The sequence below is a fragment of the Aureibaculum algae genome (assembly GCF_006065315.1).
Taxonomy (GTDB): domain Bacteria; phylum Bacteroidota; class Bacteroidia; order Flavobacteriales; family Flavobacteriaceae; genus Aureibaculum; species Aureibaculum algae.
Genome location: NZ_CP040749.1, coordinates 2371226 through 2390395 on the forward strand (window position 1 = coordinate 2371226; position 19170 = coordinate 2390395).

Here is a 19170-nt window from a genome sequence, read left to right on the forward strand (position 1 = left end):
ATAAAAAAAGACATCTTATTTCTACAGTTATTGAACTATTTCAGAAGGTTGTTAGTCGAAATTATTAGTTGAGTTTTATGATAACTTTAACTTTGTATACCATAAACTCAAAATAATTATATATATGAAACAAATTTTATTTAAGCTATTGTTTTTTGCTGTAGTATTATGTTCGCATAGTATTTTAGCACAAACAACAGTAACAGGAACAATTACAGATGCAGCAGGTGGCGAAACCCTTCCTGGTGTAAACATAATTGAAAAAGGCACAACTAATGGTGTTACCTCCGATTTTGATGGTAATTACAGTATAGATGTTGCTGAAGGAGCCACTTTACATTTTTCTTTTATTGGTTATACACCAAAAGAAGTAGTTGTAAATGGACAAACTACAATTAATATCATTTTAGCTGAAAGTGCCGAGGCTCTTGACGAAGTGGTAATTACTGCCTTAGGAATCAAAAGAGAAGTGAAGTCTCTTGGTTATTCTATGACAGAATTGAAAGGTGAAGAATTGACAAAAACCAATACCGTTAACCCGGTACAAGCTTTACAGGGCCAAGTTTCTGGGGTTAGTATTGGTAGCTCTGACGGTGGTCTTTTTGGTAACTCTAAAATACAAGTACGTGGGGTGTCAACTTTAAACTCTAGTAACAACCAGCCTATATTTGTAATAGATGGTGTTATTTTAGAAAATGGTACTTCAAATGAGAGTGCAGACTGGAGTAGTAGTTCTAATGATTATGGTAATATTCTTAAAAACCTTAATCCTGATGACTATGCTAGTGTTTCTGTATTAAAAGGAGCAGCTGCTACAGCGTTGTATGGTTCAAGAGGTATCAATGGAGTTGTTTTAATTGAAACTAAAGATGGTGCAGGGTCAAAAGGTTTAGGTGTTTCTGTAAAACAATCTTTTGGTGTTGACCATGTATACAAACAACCAGCATTGCAAAATGAATATGGACCTGGTACTTTAGCAGGTTATATTGGATATGGTAATAAGGATACTAATGGTGATTATTTCAGCTATGATACGGAGCAATTTTATTATAATGATGATGGAGATAGAACATTAATTAATCATGCAGGTGGTGGATTAAGTTATGGACCTAAATTTGATGGTCAACCAATAATTGACTACGATGGAAATGTAATACCTTATAGTGCCAATACGAATAATATGAAAGATGCCTATGATGATGGGTTTAATTCAAATACTTCTGTATCATTGAGTGGTGGAAATGAAAAAGGTAATTTTTACTTATCAGATTCTTATAATACTCGAACTGGGACATTGCCAAACAATAAATTTGAGAGAAATTCAATGTTATTTTCTGGTTCATATAACTTAGCATCTTGGTTAACTGCCAATGCAAGTGTATCATATACAACATCTGTTTCTAAAAACCCTAGAAATGATATTTCTCAAAGTTTCTTTGATGGTACTTTTGAAAGAACTTACAATACGGAAAAATATCAACAAGAGCAATATTGGTTAGCTTCTCATGGAGGTGTTACTAATGCCGCTTATGGAGATGAGTTCGCAAATGCACCAAATAGAGGTTTATGGTTTTCTTATGAAAAAAATAATCAAGAAAGAAAAGAGCAAGTTACTAGACCTATAGTACGTTTAACAGCTACTGTTGCAGATTGGCTTACGATTACTGCAGAAGGGAATATGAACTTTTATACCACTAAATACGAACAAAAAGACCTAGGAAGTGGGTATGCTATGGAAGGTGGTTATTATCAATTGAGTCATGCTGATGATGTGAGTAAAACAGGTAAATTAACTTTTAACTTCACTAAAGAGTTTAGTGAAGATCTAAAAGGTAGTTTATTACTTGGTGGTGAAATTTGGGATCAAGAAAAGTCTAATACCAGAGTAAACACTGATGGTGGATTGATTGTACCTGGTAGATTCTATTTGGGTAACTCAAAGAAAACACTTCAGTCATCCGGAGGAATTTATGCTACCAAACAAATTAATTCGGCTTATTTTATGGCAGATTTGTCTTATAAAGAGCAATTATATCTAACGGTAACAGGTAGAAATGACTGGTCATCTGCTTTGGTATATACGGACGGTACTGGTAATAATTCTTATTTCTACCCTTCAGTATCAACATCATGGATTTTTAACCAAACTTTTGAAATGCCTAAGTGGTTTAGCTTTGGTAAATTAAGAGCGTCATGGGCACAAGTGGGTAGTGATACCGATCCTTATTCAATTAACAGAGGATATTCAGGTGATAGATATGAATTAAGTGGCGGTTTTGCTTATACAAACTCTGTAAATTCTGTTTTAGTAGATAGAAGTATTAAGCCTGAACTTAAAAACTCGTTCGAAGTGGGTGCTGATGTTAGATTCTTTAAAAATCGTTTAGGAATTGACTTTTCTTATTATAACGAGACAATTACAGAGCAAATAGGTCAAGTACCTATTCCTTCAGTTTCTGGTTATAATGGATTGTTAACAAATGTAGGTACACTTACTAATACTGGTATTGAACTATCTTTAACAGGGACACCAATTAGAACAGATAATTTTAGTTGGAATTCAACCTTTAATTATTGGAAGAATACAACTAAAGTAAAAGACTTACATGCTGACTATGGTGCATATAAAACGTTAGGGGGGAATATCAATTATGGTAACTTCCGTGTTGGTTCTGTAGCTTATGAAGGTGGTGAATATGGAGTATTGATGTCTGATGCGGCTATCAAAGAGTACCAAGCTACTGACGTTAACGGTAATGAAATAGATAGTCCAAATAATGGAAAGAACTTATTAACTTGGGTTGATTCAAGACGTGGTGCATATTTTCAAAGAACAGGTGTGGCAACTGAAGTAGGTAAAATACAACCTGATTTTGAAGGATCTTGGAATAATGAATTCAGATACAAAGGATTTAGTTTCTCTGTATTGTTAGATGCACGTTACGGTGGTCATATAGCTTCTTATAGTAGTCGTTACGGTACTGCTTATGGGTATTTAGAAGAATCTTTAAGAGGTAGAGATGCCGAACATGGTGGTGTAACTTGGACTTCTCAACATGCAGACGAACAAGGAAGAGAGTACTCAGATGGTATAATTCCTGATGGTGTTTTTGAAGATGGGCAAATGGTTACAACTCCAAGTGGATCTAGCGTAGATGTTGGAGGAATGACATATCAAGAAGCTTTTGATGCAGGTTATGTAGAGCCTACACATGCAAGTTACTACAATTACAGAATTAATTCTTGGGGACAAGGTGTTGTAAACCCTGATTGGTTTACCGAATTAAAATATATTGCAGTACGTAATATTTCAATCGGTTATAACTTACCAAAGTCAGTTAGTAGTAGTATAGGAGCATCAAATCTTTATTTAGGCCTTAATGGTAGAAATTTAGGTTATTTATATAATTCTATGCCTAATGACATTAACCCTGAAAGTTTTCGAGGAACATCAAGTACTGAATCATATAGAGAACGTGCTTTTGCTCCATATTTGTCAAGTTATACTATGACTATTCTTTTAGATTTTTAATATAAAATAGATAAAAAAATGAAAAAAATATTTCAATTCATATTAGCGATGTCAGTCATATTTGTTGTGGGATGTGACAAAGATGATTTTGCAGAAAAGAACAGTAACCCTTCTGAGCTCTCACAAGCGGACACGAGGTTTCAAGTTACTCAGACCATCAATCAAATGTATAATGATGATTATACACTATGGTTTTATAATAATTTTGATTATATCTACCCTTGGAGCCAAATAACTACGGCTAGTGCCGGAGGTGGTAATAGTGAACTAATGGTAGAAATGGATAATGTAGGTGGTCATAGTACTTACCCAACATTTTTTGCAAATATTAGAGACATACGCTCTAAAATAGATGCATTACCAGAAGAGGATAAAGCTCAGAGTTTGGCATTGAAAGGGATGACTTATCCTATAGCTATCCAAACTTTTATGACCCAAACTGATGTTTCTGGTTCATTAGTTTATTCTGAAGGAGCGATGGCACCATATACAACACCTGCTCTTATTACACCAATTTATGACAATCAAGAATTACTTTTAAACACTTGGTTAGAGGAGTTAAATGCAGCTATTCCTTTATTAATGGCAGAAGGTCAAATAGATATGGGTGCTCAAGATTTAATCTATAGTGGTGATTATATGAAGTGGGCAAAGTTTGCTAATTTGTTAAAATTAAGAATTGCAGCAAGGCTCGTGAATAAGGATAAAGCGAGAGCGATTCAAATTGTGGAAGAAGTAGTCAATTCAGAGGCTGGCTATATGGATGAATTAAGCGACGATTTTATTTACCAAAGAGGAATCGAATATTATGGTACAGGTAATGGACAACAACCAGGTATCGGTGCAAAAAATCTTGTCGATTTCATGGTAGATAATAAAGATCCAAGAGTTAGAGTATTGTTTGAGAAAAATGATTTTAATGGAGAAGTGGTACAAGCATTTATTGATGCAGGTAAACCTTTACCTCCTTATGTAGATCAATATGTTGTAAAAGATGGAAGCGGTAATTTTTCAGGTTGGTCTGGCCCAGGAGAACCATGGGTGAGATACTTTGGTGTTCCATTGGCTCCTGATGCTGTATTGGCTTCAGAAAATGATATTTACTTTAGTCAAGGTATAAGAAATAGAATTAGTGAAAGTGGTGTTGAGAAAACATATGCTTCTACTTCTGATTTTTCAGAAAGATTAACACGTACAAGATTTTCTTTTACATATCCTACAAAACCAGGAGGTAGATTCTTAGAATTAAAAGATAACTATCCACCATTAGAAGTAATTTTAGGGAGTGCCGCAGAAACCAACCTTTATTTAGCAGAGTTTAAATTATTAGGTGCTAATATCGCTGGAGATGCACAAGAATACTTTAATAAAGGTGTTGAATTATCGATTATGCGTATGGACGAAATTGCTAAAGAACACAGATATCCTTACTACGACAATGACCCGGTATATGATGATGCAAGTTTAGCTTCAGCTGGAGCAACTAAATTACAAGCTAATGAAATTACAGCTTTATTAGCAAGACCAGCTTATGATTTAAGTACAGATGGTTTAGAAAAAGTTTATATACAGCAATTGATTAACCATGCTGGTACACCACATGATACATGGACAACTGCACGTCGTTCAGGTGTACCTAAAACAGGAAGTTCTGTATGGTCAAGAGAACCTTTCTTATCAGGTGGTGTTGATTTAACTGTACCACGTAGATTTAAATCATCTGAACCATTAGAGTCTAGTAAGAATTATGCCAACGAAAAAGCAGCTTTAGATGAAGAAGGTTTTACTCCAGGTAGTAATGACCCAGTTCTTTTAAATACGCAAAGACTTTGGTTTGATAAAGAAAACCCTCAATATGGAGCAGGACCAAATAACTAAGAATATTTCCTTTAGGTTTTTTCTTAGGGTTACAAATTAAACACTCCTATGGAGAGCGTAGAACTTCTAGTTTGGCCACTTCTGTGTTTGAAAATATAGTTCTTGTTAAATTTGTTATTTGAGTTAGTAATTAAAAAGAGTCTGAGAAATCAGACTCTTTTTTTATTTCGCAATTAACTTTATTATTTTTTGAAATTATTGTATTGATTATATGTTCTGCCGTAAAAATTTAAAGAATAATCAGTTTATAAGAATGGGGTAAATGCACATGCATTCGAGGAAAAAAACAGATCGATTTCTTCACTAAGAGCTTAAAAATTATTCAATATTATCTTTTTGGAACTTCCTCAAAATCATTTCTTAATAAATTGATGGAATTCTTTAAGAAACAATATGTTAATCCAGTTATTAAGTAGAAAAAAAATGTTGTTGGTCGAAAAATTAATATAATTTTATGATAAAATTATTATCTTTAACTCAATAAACTCAAATAAATATATTTATGAAAAAAAATTTATCAAAACTGCTGTTTTTTGTTGTAATATTATGTTCACATAGTATCATAGCACAATCAACGGTAACAGGAACGATCAAGGATGCAGCAGATGGAAGTACGCTTCCAGGTGTTAACATCATCGAGAAAGGTACATCTAATGGTGTAACCTCAGATTTTGACGGAAAGTATAGCATTGAAGTATCCGAAGGTGCTGTATTACAATATTCTTTTATCGGATATACTCCTCAAGAAATTACAGTAAACAATCAAACAGTTATTAACCTTTCTTTAGCTCAAAGTGCTGAGGCTTTAGATGAAGTGGTAATAACAGCCTTAGGTATTTCTAGAGAGAAAAAGGCATTAGGTTATGCTATTTCTGAATTGAAAAGTGATGATTTAAACGTTGCCAAAGAAACCAATGTGGTTAATTCTTTATCAGGTAAGGTTGCTGGTGTTGTGTTAACACAATCAACTTCTGGTCCTGCTGGTGGTACACGTGTTGTAATTCGTGGTAACAATTCAATTACAGGAAATAATCAACCTTTATATGTAGTTGATGGTGTGCCAATTGATAACTCTGGTATAGGTTCTGCTGCTGGTAATGGTGGTGGAGAGTATTCTAGATCGGATTATGGTACTGGTGTATCAGATATTAATCCAGAAGATATAGAATCAATGTCTATATTAAAAGGACCAAATGCAGCAGCATTATATGGTTCAAGAGCCAGTAACGGGGTAATTATAATAACAACTAAAAAAGGGAAAATGAATTCAGGATTAGGTGTAAGTATTTCATCTAGTGCTACTTTCGAAAACCCTTTATTATTGCCTGAGTATCAAAACCAATACGGTAGAGGAAGTAACGGTAACTTTCCTGAAATACCAGTTGGAGGTACATTAGAAGAGCAGTTAGCTGCTGTTAAAAGTAATTCTTCATGGGGGCCAAAATTTGATGGTTCTCAACAATTATATTATAACGGAGAAATGAAAGCTTATTCAGCACAACCTGATAATGTAAAAGATTTTTTTAGAACAGGTACTACATTTACAAACTCAGTTACTTTAAGTGGTGGTGGAGAAAAGTCATCTGTTTTATTTTCTTATACGCATACAAAAGCAGAAGCTATTGTGCCGAACTCTGATGTAAGAAGACATAACTTTAATTTAAGGGGGTATTCTAAATTAACAGATAAATTTACCTTAGATGCGAAGGTAACCTACTTTCAGCAAGATGCCAACAATAGGGTAGTTCAAGGTACAGAAGGTCTTATGGCATATGTATATGGAATACCAAGAAATATTGATATTAGAGATATGGAGAATTATCAAGATTTAGAAAATCCAGTTAATCCAGACAGACCTTATGATGTTATTTCTACAAGTTCATCTGGAGGTAATCCATATTGGATATTAAATCATGATATTAACGAAGATACCAGAACACGTGTAAATGGTTTTGCCAAAATAAATTATGAATTTACAGATTATTTATCTGCATTTGCAAGAGTAGGTACAGATGTTGTAAAACATGATACTTATGGGGTTAGCCAATGGGGACATCATTTTCAACCAACAGGTTCTTTAGGGATAAGTGAAAATAGTATCTCGGAAACTAATGCTGACTTTTTATTTATTTTTAATAAAGATATATCAGAAAAATTTAATATTGCGGCTAATTTTGGTGGTAACCATTCGTATAGAACTAGAAAAGGTATTGGAATTAGTGGAAGAGGATTTAAAGTGCCAACGAGAGTTACTGTTTCCAATTTAGTTGATCCGCAACAATCGTATACGCCTTTACAGGAGAAAAAAGTAAATTCATTATATGGATCAGCTTCATTCGCTTATGATAGCTACTTATATTTAGACTTAACGGGTAGAAATGACTGGTCTTCTACATTGTCTGCTGATAACAGATCCTATTTTTATCCATCTGCAAGTTTAAGTTTTATACCGAGTCAAGCATTTGATTTTTCAAGTTCTCCAATTAACTTTTTAAAGTTAAGAACGAGTTGGGCTCAAGTAGGTAATGACACAGGTGTTTACCAATTAACGGAGACCTTTAATTTAGCGGCTAATGGATATTTAGATTTGGTGCAAATTTCAAGACCATCTGTTAAATACAGTCCGGACTTAAAGCCAGAACAGGTAACATCTTCAGAGGTTGGTTTAGAATTTAAAATGTTTAACAATCGCTTTTTTGGAGATGTATCGTATTATAGTATAACATCGAAAGATTTAATTTTTGATGTACCAGTTCCAGCAGCAACGGGATACAGTACCTTTAGAGAAAATGTTGGGGAGTTATCAAATAAAGGTTTTGAAATTCTATTAGGTGGTACTCCAGTAAAAACTGATGATTTGGAATGGGTAATTTCAGCTAATATTTCAAAAAACGAAAATAAGTTAGTTTCACTAATTGATGATCTTGATAATTTCTCGTTTGCAGGTAGTAATGGTGGTGATGTTCAAGTACAAGCAACTGTTGGTGGTGGATTTGGAGATATTTATGGTAGAACATGGAAAAGAGTTGAAGAAGGTGTAGATGCTGGAAAATTATTATTGAGTAGTGAAGGAAGACCTCAAGCCGAAAGTGAACTTAAGAAGTTAGGAAACTATCAACCTGATTATGTAGGTGGTATAACTAATAATATTAATTACAAGAATTTAGGTTTAAGTTTTTTAATTGATTTTAGAATTGGAGGTCAAGTTTATTCAGGGACAGATGCAGCCTTAGATGGTAATGGTACCTCAATAAGAACATTACAATACAGAGAAAGTGGTGTGGTTGTTGATGGTGTTATAGCCAATGACGCGGCCAATCCAAGTGCTGGTTATACTCAAAATACAACAAATATTACAGGTCAACAATATTGGGGATCTGTTAGTGGTATTACAGAGAATTATATTTATGACCAAACGAATTTTAGAATGCGTGAAATTGCATTGACCTATAGAATACCTGGAAAAATGCTAGAAAATGCATTTATAAAAAGTGCTTCTATTAATTTGATTGGAAGAAATTTATTCTTTATTTCAAAGAAAATTGATAATTTTGATCCAGAATCAAGCTATTCGACGAGTAACTTTTCACAAGGTTTATTATATTATAATTTACCAACAACGAGAAGTATAGGTTTAAACTTAAATATTAAATTTTAAAAATATGAAAACAAATATAATTAAATTATGTTTATTGATTTTTGTAGGTACGTTAATATCATGTACTGGTGATTTCGATGAGATCAATCAGAACCCAAATGGGTTTACAGCAGATGATGTAAGTGCAAAATTCTTTATTACAGAGCCTCAGTATAAATTATATGCTGAAGATCGCTACCCTTATTGGAGAGCTCAGTTAATTCATACGGACCGTTATGCTGGTCATTTTACATTCGGACATAGTGGTTCTTGGTGGAGTGACGGTTTAGGTTATGATTATTCTTCAGGATATACTGATGCTGCATGGGGTTGGTTATCAGGAGAGTTTGGTAAGATTGATGGTTTTATGAAATTAGTAAAATCTGGTGGTGAATTTGAAAATGAATACATGTACGCCGTTGGTTTAATCATGAAATCGTTGTATTTCCAAATGTATACGGATACTTGGGGTATGGTACCTTATAGTGAAGCTGGTGTTGAAGGAATTGTAACACCTAAATATGATTCTCAAAAAGATATTTATAAAGGAATTATAGCTGATTTAGATGCAGCTATGGCTACTATAGGTGATGCAGAGAGAACAGGAACAGGTATTAATGACTTAGGAGAGAATGATGTGTATTGTGGTGGAGATTTACAGAAATGGAAAAAATTAGCCAATACCTTAAAATTAAGAATAGGTATGAGAGCTCTAGGTGCAACTGGAGATGATTTTGCAACAGGAGCAATTAATCAAGCATTATCAGCAGATTTATTAGATGCAACTTCTGGTAGTATTTTAATGGATAAAGATGAAATCATTAGTCAATGGGGTAGTGCTGCATATGGTGATGTTTGGCATAACTTTGGTGGTTTAGGGTCTAAATGGACAGTTGGTAAAACACTAATTGATCATTTAAGAAATTATAATGATCCTAGATTATCTGTATTTGCTAAACCTGTTGAAGGTGGTGAAGTAACTATGACCAAACCAGCCAGTGGTGAAACAGCAGATAACTTTTGGGTTCGTGCAGATTTTTTATCTAGTATTTTTGATGCCGCAGGTGCTACATATACTAGAACGGATGCAGCCGATCAAGTTACTTTTAATGTACCAGCAGGACAATATATTGGCCAGCCGACTAGATTAAGAGGTGAAATGTCTTCTTTTGCTAATTTTAAATTTTTCAGTACACCTTCTGATTTAGTAATAAGAGCTAAAAATGATGGTGCTATGTATCCTGAAATTGTACTCACAAGTGCAGAGGCTTATTTTTTACAAGCAGAAGCTGCAGTTAGAGGTTTAGGTACTGGTGATGCTCAAGAATTATTAGCAATGGGTATAAAAGAGGCTATGAAAGTTTGGGGTATTTCTGGTGGAGATGCAGATACATATATAGCTCAATCAGCAATAGCAGATATTTCTGCGGGTACAACCGAGCAAAAATTAGAAAAAATAGCAATTCAAAGATGGTTAAATACATATACTGATGGTTTTGAAGGTTGGGCTGTTGTTAGAGATACAGGTTATCCCTCTGAATTAGCTACAGGAGTTAATAACCAAGTTATTTTTGCAGATGGTGATTTAGCAGGACGATATCCTCAACGTTTACGTTATGGTACTGCTGAGCAAACAAGTAATGAAGCGAATTACAATGCAGCCGTTGCAGCTCAAGGAGAAGATGTACAAGCTACTAAATTATGGTATGCGAAGCAATAAATAAATACTAAAACAATATCAATAGTTTAAAAGAGCCTGAGAAATCAGGCTCTTTTTTTTGTTAAATAATGATAGGAAAATGTAATTTATTAACTTAGACATGTCGTTTATGGGTTAAAAAACGTCGTTAGTCGAATTGGTTAATCAATTTTAAGAAAAATTTAACTATCTTTCCTACCTTATTAACTCAAAAACTTTATTATGAACCAAAAATTTAGGTATTTATTTATGCTTGTGGCATTACTCTTTTTACAAGGGGCTATTGCTCAAACTATTACTGGTAAGGTTACCGATGAATCTGGCGTTGCTCTTCCAGGAGCAAATGTTATTGAAGAAGGTACTACCAATGGAACAACAACCGATTTTGATGGAAATTATAGCATTGAAGTCTCAGAAGGGGCAACATTGCAATTTTCTATGATAGGTTATTCCGAAAAGTCAGTTGTAGTTGGCGGACAAACCACTATTAATGTATCCTTGGCAGAAGGTACACAACTAGACGAAGTAGTTGTTACAGCCTTAGGTATTAAACGTGCCGAAAAAACATTAGCCTATGCCCAGCAAACTGTTGGTGGTGAAGAGCTTACAAGTTCTAGAGACGTTAACTTTGTTAACAGTATCTCTGGTAAAGCTGCGGGTGTAGAAATTAGAAAAAGTAGTTCTGGGCCTGGTGGATCTACCAAAATTCAAATTAGAGGTAGTAAATCTTTAAGTGGAGATAGTTCTCCTTTATTTGTTATTGACGGTATTCCAATGGTAAATAATAGAGGAAGTCAACCCGGAGTTTGGGATGGTGTTGATCAAGGAGATGGTTTATCTCAATTAAATCCAGACGATATTGAAAGTATGAGTATCTTAAAAGGAGCTAATGCCGCTATTTTATATGGTAGTCAAGGTGCTAATGGTGTTGTGGTAATTACAACTAAAAGTGGTAAAGCGGGTACAATGGTTGTTAAAGTAAACTCAGGTATTACTTTTGAAAGCATTATCGCATTGCCTGAATTACAATACAGATATGGTAGCGAAGGTGGTACAAAAGAAAGTTGGTCAACTACTAAAGGAGATTATGATAGTAGTTATGTAGATGATTGGTTTGATACAGGAGCAAATTATTTTAATTCAGTTTCAGTAAGTGGAGGTAATGATAAAACACAGGCCTATTTTTCATATGCAAATACTACAGCATCTGGTATAACACCTGGTAATGAGTACGGTAAAAATAATGTTTCATTTAAACAATCTACAAAACTATTTAATGATAAAGTTAAAATTACATCTAATGTTATTTTAGCTCAAGAGAAAACAGACAATAGAAATCGTGCTGGATATTATAATAATCCACTTACTGGATTGTATTGGTTTCCTAGAGATAAAAATATTAATGATTATAGAGGAGATAATTATAGGGTTTTTAATACAGATAGAAATACTTACGAACAAAATTGGTTTGTGATTGATCATCATCAAACAAATCCATATTGGTTATTAAACGAAGAATCTCAAGAAGATGAAACCAAAAGGGTAATTGGAAGTTTAAATTTAGATTATACCATAACAGAGAAACTTTCTTTTCAAATTAGGGGAAATGTAGATTATGCCGTAAAAAAGTATGAAACAAAGCGTAATTCTGGCGGTAACACAACAACAGTTGCAGCTAATGGAAACTGGATTTATGAAAAGTATGATGATACCAGTACCTATTTAGATGGTATTTTAAGTTACACCAATAACTTTGGTGATTTTTCTCTTACTGCTTTAGGAGGTGCAACATATCAGCATACGAATTATGGTAATGGTGTAGGATTATATCCTGGTGCTGCTCAAGATCAATTACTGTATGCAAATGAGTTTTATTTCGAAAATTTAACGGATGTTATTCAAGTACAATCTAATTTAAATAATGGTAAAACGAGTACGGTAGAAAAACAATCACTTTTTGGAAATGTTACACTTGGATTTAAAGAGATGTTATTTTTAGATATCGCAGGAAGAAATGACTGGGCATCTACCTTAGCATTAACAGGTAATGATTCCTATTTTTACCCTTCTTTAGGTCTTACTGCAATTTTAAGTGAAATGTTTGAATTGGGAGATGCAATTAGTTTTGCCAAAATAAGAGGTACCTATGCAAAAATAGGTAACGAAGTACCTTATAATACAATTTTTCCAAGACATACAATAAATGCTGACGGGTCGGTTGGATTTAATACAACCAAACCATTTCTTGATGCAAAACCAGAAATAATTACTACTTCTGAAGTAGGATTTGATGTAAGATTCTTTAATAGCAGGTTGGGAGTTGATTTTACATATTATAGTATAAATAGTCAAGATCAGTTTATTACAATTAATGAACCCATTGAAGATTATACAAGTTATTTTGTAAATGCAGGTGAAATTACTAATAAAGGGGTAGAAATAACACTTACCGGTAAACCAATTGTAACAGAAGATTTAACTTGGAGTACAGCAGTTAACTATTCAAATAATAATAATAATATTGTTAAATTACATCCTGATGTTGAAACGATAAATCAAGGTGGTTCAGAAGGGTTTAGATATACCTTAGTTGAAGGAGGATCTATCAGTGATTTATATGCATATAAATTTTTAAGAGATGATGAAGGCAGAATTTTGTTGGATGATGTCACTGGCAGACCTAGAAAAACAGAATTAAGAGAGCTTTTTGGTAATGCAGAACCTGATTATGCCATAGGTTGGAGTAACACTATTAACTACAAAAAATGGGCATTGAACATGCAAATAAACGGTAAGTTCGGTGGTTATACAGTAAGTCAAACTGAAGCTTTATTTGATGGTAACGGTGTGTCAGAGAGATCTGCTGCTGCGAGAGATAGAGGCTATGAAAATATAAATGCAGTGCAAAATGGTGTTGCAGTAACCCAAATTGATCCATTTGATTATTATGATGCTGTTGGAGGTAGAAACGGTATTACTGAGGCTCACATTTATGACAGAACCAGTATTAGATTAGCACAATTATCTTTATCTTATAATTTTAATGTAGAGAAGGTAGATTGGTTAAAGAATGCTTCTTTATCTTTTATAGGAAACAACCTTTTCTTTTTCTATAAGGATGCACCATATGACCCTGAATTATCTCAGAGTACAGGTAGAAGTGAACCTGGTTCAGATAATTATAATTTACCATCAACAAGAACGTATGGTTTAAATCTAAGTTTAACCTTTTAATAAGAAAAGAAATGAAAAAAATAATATATATATTTTTGACTGCACTTTTATTTAATCTAAGTGCATGTACAGATGATTTTGAAAAGTTAAATGAAAACCCATATCAAATAACTGATGAATCTTTGACGCAAGATTTTAACAATGTAGGTGCTTTTTATCCGCCCATGTTAAAAAACCTTTTTGGTCACCAAATTGAACATAACTTATCTCATGATTCTTGGGTAAGACATTTAGGAACTCCAACTCCTTTTGTTGGGGGCATTAATAATACAACCTATTATATCCGCTGGAATACTTATTGGAACAGGATTTATAATAGTATTATGTCTCCTTCTGCACAAGTAATGAAAGTTGCAGAAGCTGAGGGGTACCCTGTTTTTGTAGAATGGGCAAAATTAATAAGAATTTTAGGAATGTCTAGACTCACTGCCTACCATGGTCCCGTAATATTTACCAAGTTTGGTCAAGAACCTGCTTTGTATGATTCAGAACCAGTACTTTATAATGCATTTTTTACGCAGCTAGATGAAATACAGGCTGTCTTTAATGCTAACATGGATTACGCTGGTCTTGCAAAATTCGATGCTAGTTATGGCGGGGATATTGAACAATGGAATAGGTTGGTAAATAGTATGCGTTTACGTTTAGCCATAAGAATATCTAAAGCAAATCCTGCATTGGCTAAAACTCAAGGAGAAAAAGCGTTGAGCGAACCAGGAGGATTGATTGAAAGTAATGCTGATAATTTTATGGTTTCATTATATGGAGATGTTTTTCCTCCAGTTACCATTAGTTTTGGTTGGGGTGATACGAGAATGAGTGCTTCTATGGAATCTATTTTAATCGGATATAAAGATCCAAGAGTTGCCAAGTTCTTTGATCCAGCTTCAGATGATACACTTTATCCAGATCATCCTGATTATCCATATAAGGGAATTAGAAATGGTGCAGTGTTAGTTGCAAAAGATGATAGATTAAGTTTTTCGAATATTAGTTCAGATTTTAAGAGCGTTGAGAATAGACGTTTCTTTACTGCAGCTGAAGTGAAGTTTCTAAAAGCTGAAGCAGCTTTAAGAGGTTGGAATGGAGCAGGTAGTGCATGGGAAAATTATGAAGCCGGTGTAAATAGTTCTTTTGAAGATTGGGGTGCTGGTAGTGCCGCAGCTTACTTAGCTGATAATACAAGTTTACCATTAAACTATAATGACCCTAAAGCTGATCCAGGTCCAATTAATGATTTTGTAACTAGAATTTCGAATACTGTAGCTTGGGATGATGGAGCGAGTAATGAAATTAAGCTAGAAAAAATTATTACACAAAAGTGGATAAATGCCTATACGAACTCTATAGAACCATGGGTTGATCATCGTAGAACAGGATATCCTAAATTGCCTTATAATTATAAAAATGATAGTAGTGCAGATTGGGGCGTAATACCGGCCAACGAATTCTTGAAAAGACAAGTGTTCGTAACAAGTCAAAGAGAAAACAATGCATCTTCCGTTGCTGAAGCTACAGGTTTCCTTGGTGGTCCAGACTTAATTAGTACCAGACTATGGTGGGACACAGGTTCTGCATCAAATTTTTAAAATTTAAATTATTTTATATAAAAAGAGTTGTTTTAATCTAAAAACAACTCTTTTTTTTTATTTTGCAGTAGAATTATTTTTATTTGAATAAAAGAAATGTTGCATAAAGTTCATTACCTTCAACTTATTTAAGTTTTTCACCAAGAATAATGTAATGCTTAAATGAATTAAGCATTACATAACTCTAAATTATTAGTATTCACGTAGCATTAAGTATTTTTATTAATTTAAACTATATGACAAAAACATACAAAATTATCATTGCCCTGACAGTTTTCGTGTTAACAAGCTGTAATAAAAGCGAGGATAATGATAGTAGTACTGGTACAGTACAAAACGAGAATACATTATTTACTTTGGTGTCTTCTAATGACTCTAATTTAACGTTCGAGAACATCATAACGCAAACCAGAGAGAACAATCATATGATAAACTCTCAATTTATATCTGGTGGAGGCGTAGCCGTTGGTGATATAAATAATGATGGCTTGGAAGATATTTATTTTACAGGAAATCAAGTAAGGGATAAACTATTTTTAAACAAAGGAAATTTAAAATTTGAAGATATTTCTGATAAAGCGGGTATTACCCAGGATAATAATTGGTCAACTGGTGTAACATTTGTAGATATTGATAATGATGGCGATAAGGATATTTATGTTTGTAGGTTTACTTATCTAGAAAACGAAAAAAGTCAAAACCAATTATACATTAATAACGGAGACCAAAGCTTTACCGAAAAAGCATCCACTTTTGGTCTAAATGATAAAGGTTTTTCCATGCACTCCACCTTTTTCGATTTTGATAACGATGGTTTGTTAGATATTTACGTTATAAATCAGCCTCCAAGTATCCCAAATATTGGAGATAAAATGAGTAGAGAACAGTTTCCAGATATTACTTTTAGTGATCGATTATATAAAAACCTGGGCAACGGAAAATTTGAAGATTATACCGAAAAATCGAATCTTAGAAATTTTGCATTCGGACTATCGGCAACTACAGGAGACTTTAACAATGACGGTTGGCAAGATATTTATGTTTCCAATGATTTTGATGTGGCTGATCATGTTTATATTAATCAACAAGACGGCACTTTTAAAGATGAAGTACGCACGGCCACTAAACATATTTCAAACTTTAGTATGGGTAACGATATTGCGGACTATGATAATGATGGAAATTTAGATGTTATGGTCGTAGACATGGTCGCAGAAGACCATAAAAGGATTAAAACGAACATGAGCGGTATGAATCCCGAACAGTTTTGGTCTATCGTAAATAAAGGTGGTCACTATCAATATATGTTCAATACTTTACAAAGGAATAATGGAAATGGAACCTTTAGTGAGTTAGGTCAACTCGCGGGCGTTACAAGTACTGACTGGAGTTGGGCACCATTATTCGCTGATTTTGACAACGACGGTTTTAAAGACCTTTTTGTAACCAACGGCGTTGTTTATAATAACCGCTACAGCGATTTAACTACAAAATACGATAAGAAAGTTGATAGCATAAACAAGGTAGCCCATCAAAAAGGATTAAACCCAAATACGATGATGGATGTAATGGATTTTGTAAATATGGCTCCCACCGATAAATTACCGAACTATATTTATAAAAATAACGGAGACTTAACTTTTAATAATAAAGTAAAAGACTGGGGGTTAGAAACGCCAACACTTTCAAACGGAGCTGCTTACGCTGATTTTGATTTAGATGGTGATTTAGATTTGGTGGTTAATAATATTAATGAAAACGCATCATTATATAAAAATACAACTACAGACAGACGATTAGGTAATTATATACGCTTTAAATTTGTTACTGATAAAAACGAACCTGTTTATGGAACAAAAATAGCATTGTATAAAAAAGATTCATTGTTGCAAGTTGTTCAAATAACGAATTCGAGAGGGTTTATGTCTAAAAGTGAAGATGTAGCTCATTTTGGAATTGGAGATGAAAAAATTATTGATAAGGCCATAATTCAATGGATTGATGGCACAACTTCAACACTTTCTAATTTAGAGGTAAATAAAGTTCATCAGCTAAAGACAGGAGAGTTAGAGAGAGAAACAATTCAAGGTAAACCTAATAAAACTTTACAATTTCAAGATGTAACCCAATCTCTTAATTTAGCTAAAGTGTATCATCAAGAGAATAAAAATGATGATTATGCTTATGAAGTATTGCTTCCTCATAAAATGTCACAATTTGGACCTGCCATAGGTGTTGGTGATGTAAATGGTGATAAAAAAGAAGATTTTTACTTAGGCGGAGCTGCAGGGTATTCAGGGAAACTATATCTGCAGAATAATAAAGGAACTTTTGATGAAATTATAGATGGAGCTTGGTCTCAAGACAAGGCTAGTGAAGATATGGGCATAGCATTAATAGACGTTGACAATGATAAAGATTTAGATTTATTTGTTGTAAGTGGGGGGAATGAATTTAATGAAGGCGATACCGCATTACAAGATAGGTTATATATAAATGACGGCAGAGGAAAGTTTACCAAAAGCAATAATTTACCGAAATACCTTACTAGTGGATCGTGTGTAATGCCTTTTGATTTTGACAAAGACGGCGATTTAGATCTCTTTATTGGTGGACGCTTAACACCAAGAAAATATCCGCATGCAGCAAATAGTTATTTACTGGAAAATACTGGAGGAAAATTTATTGATGCTTCAGATAAAATAGCCCCTGAGATGAAAGATTTAGGAATGGTAACTGCTGCAAGTTGGACAGATTATAATAATGATGGTTTTGAAGACTTAATAGTGGTAGGTGAGTGGATGCCAGTAACCTTATTTATGCAATCAGAAAATGGTACTTTCAAAAAGAAAACCATTCCAAATAGTGAAGGATGGTATTATGAAGTTAAAACGGGGGACATGGATAATGACGGAGATAATGACATCATTGTTGGTAATCTCGGTTTAAATTATAAATATAAAGCAAACTCTAAAGAACCTTTTGAAGTTTACAGCTATGATTTTGACAATAATGGAAGTTTAGATATTGTGTTGAGTTATTATGAACATGGAATTGCGTTCCCTGTAAGAGGTAAAAGTTGTTCAACGCAACAAATTCCATCGCTAAAAGAGAAATTTCCAACGTATGAAGAATTTGGAAATTCAAATTTACAGAACATTTATGGTAGTACACTAACTGACGCATTGAACTTAAAAGCGAAAACCTTTGCATCAGCCTATATTGAAAATGGCGGTGAAGGTAATTTTACTATTAAACCTTTGCCATCGTTAGCACAGGTATCTTCCATAAATAGTATTTTAATAGATGATTATAATTTAGATGGGAATAAAGACTTGTTGATTTCAGGAAATTTATATGTATCAGAGATAGAAACACCTCGTAATGATGCAGGTACAGGGCTACTGTTACATGGAGATGGTAAGGGGAATTTTACTTCAGTTTCTATTCAAGAAAGTGGTTTTTACACGCCAAACGATGTAAAAGACATGAAAATGATTAAAATTGGTGATAAAAACATCATTTTAGCAGCTAAAAATAATGATTACCTCCAAGCTGTTGAATTTTTTAGTTCCGAGGAGCTTCTTGAAAGTAATTAAAA

At 33.6% G+C, this 19170-nt stretch carries 7 protein-coding genes; all 7 read left to right on the top strand.

The genetic code is table 11. From position 1 onward, the window contains the following. Positions 1 to 124: 124 nt before the first annotated feature. On the top strand, positions 125 to 3532 hold the full coding sequence (locus FF125_RS09805) for a SusC/RagA family TonB-linked outer membrane protein (protein ID WP_138949604.1): 3408 nt from the start codon (positions 125 to 127) through the stop codon (positions 3530 to 3532). Positions 3533 to 3550: 18 nt separating this feature from the next. After that, on the top strand, positions 3551 to 5410 hold the full coding sequence (locus FF125_RS09810; RefSeq protein ID WP_138949605.1) for a SusD/RagB family nutrient-binding outer membrane lipoprotein: 1860 nt from the start codon (positions 3551 to 3553) through the stop codon (positions 5408 to 5410). Positions 5411 to 5912: 502 nt separating this feature from the next. After that, a complete protein-coding gene (locus tag FF125_RS09815) occupies positions 5913 to 9068 on the top strand; it encodes a SusC/RagA family TonB-linked outer membrane protein (protein ID WP_138949606.1) in 3156 nt (1051 codons plus the stop codon). Between the two features lie 4 nt (positions 9069 to 9072). Beyond that, the gene (locus FF125_RS09820; protein WP_138949607.1) at positions 9073 to 10767 is read left to right on the top strand and encodes a SusD/RagB family nutrient-binding outer membrane lipoprotein; all 1695 of its coding nucleotides are present in this window, start codon (positions 9073 to 9075) and stop codon (positions 10765 to 10767) included. A gap of 201 nt (positions 10768 to 10968) precedes the next feature. Then, positions 10969 to 13980 carry a SusC/RagA family TonB-linked outer membrane protein gene (locus FF125_RS09825; protein WP_138949608.1) on the top strand — a complete coding sequence of 1004 codons (3012 nt, stop codon included), beginning with the start codon at positions 10969 to 10971 and terminating at the stop codon, positions 13978 to 13980. Positions 13981 to 13991: 11 nt separating this feature from the next. After that, positions 13992 to 15569, top strand: coding sequence for a SusD/RagB family nutrient-binding outer membrane lipoprotein (locus FF125_RS09830; RefSeq protein ID WP_138949609.1), 1578 nt, complete (start codon positions 13992 to 13994; stop codon positions 15567 to 15569). 236 nt (positions 15570 to 15805) lie between these two features. Continuing rightward, a complete protein-coding gene (locus FF125_RS09835) occupies positions 15806 to 19168 on the top strand; it encodes a VCBS repeat-containing protein (protein WP_138949610.1) in 3363 nt (1120 codons plus the stop codon). Positions 19169 to 19170 lie beyond the last annotated feature (2 nt).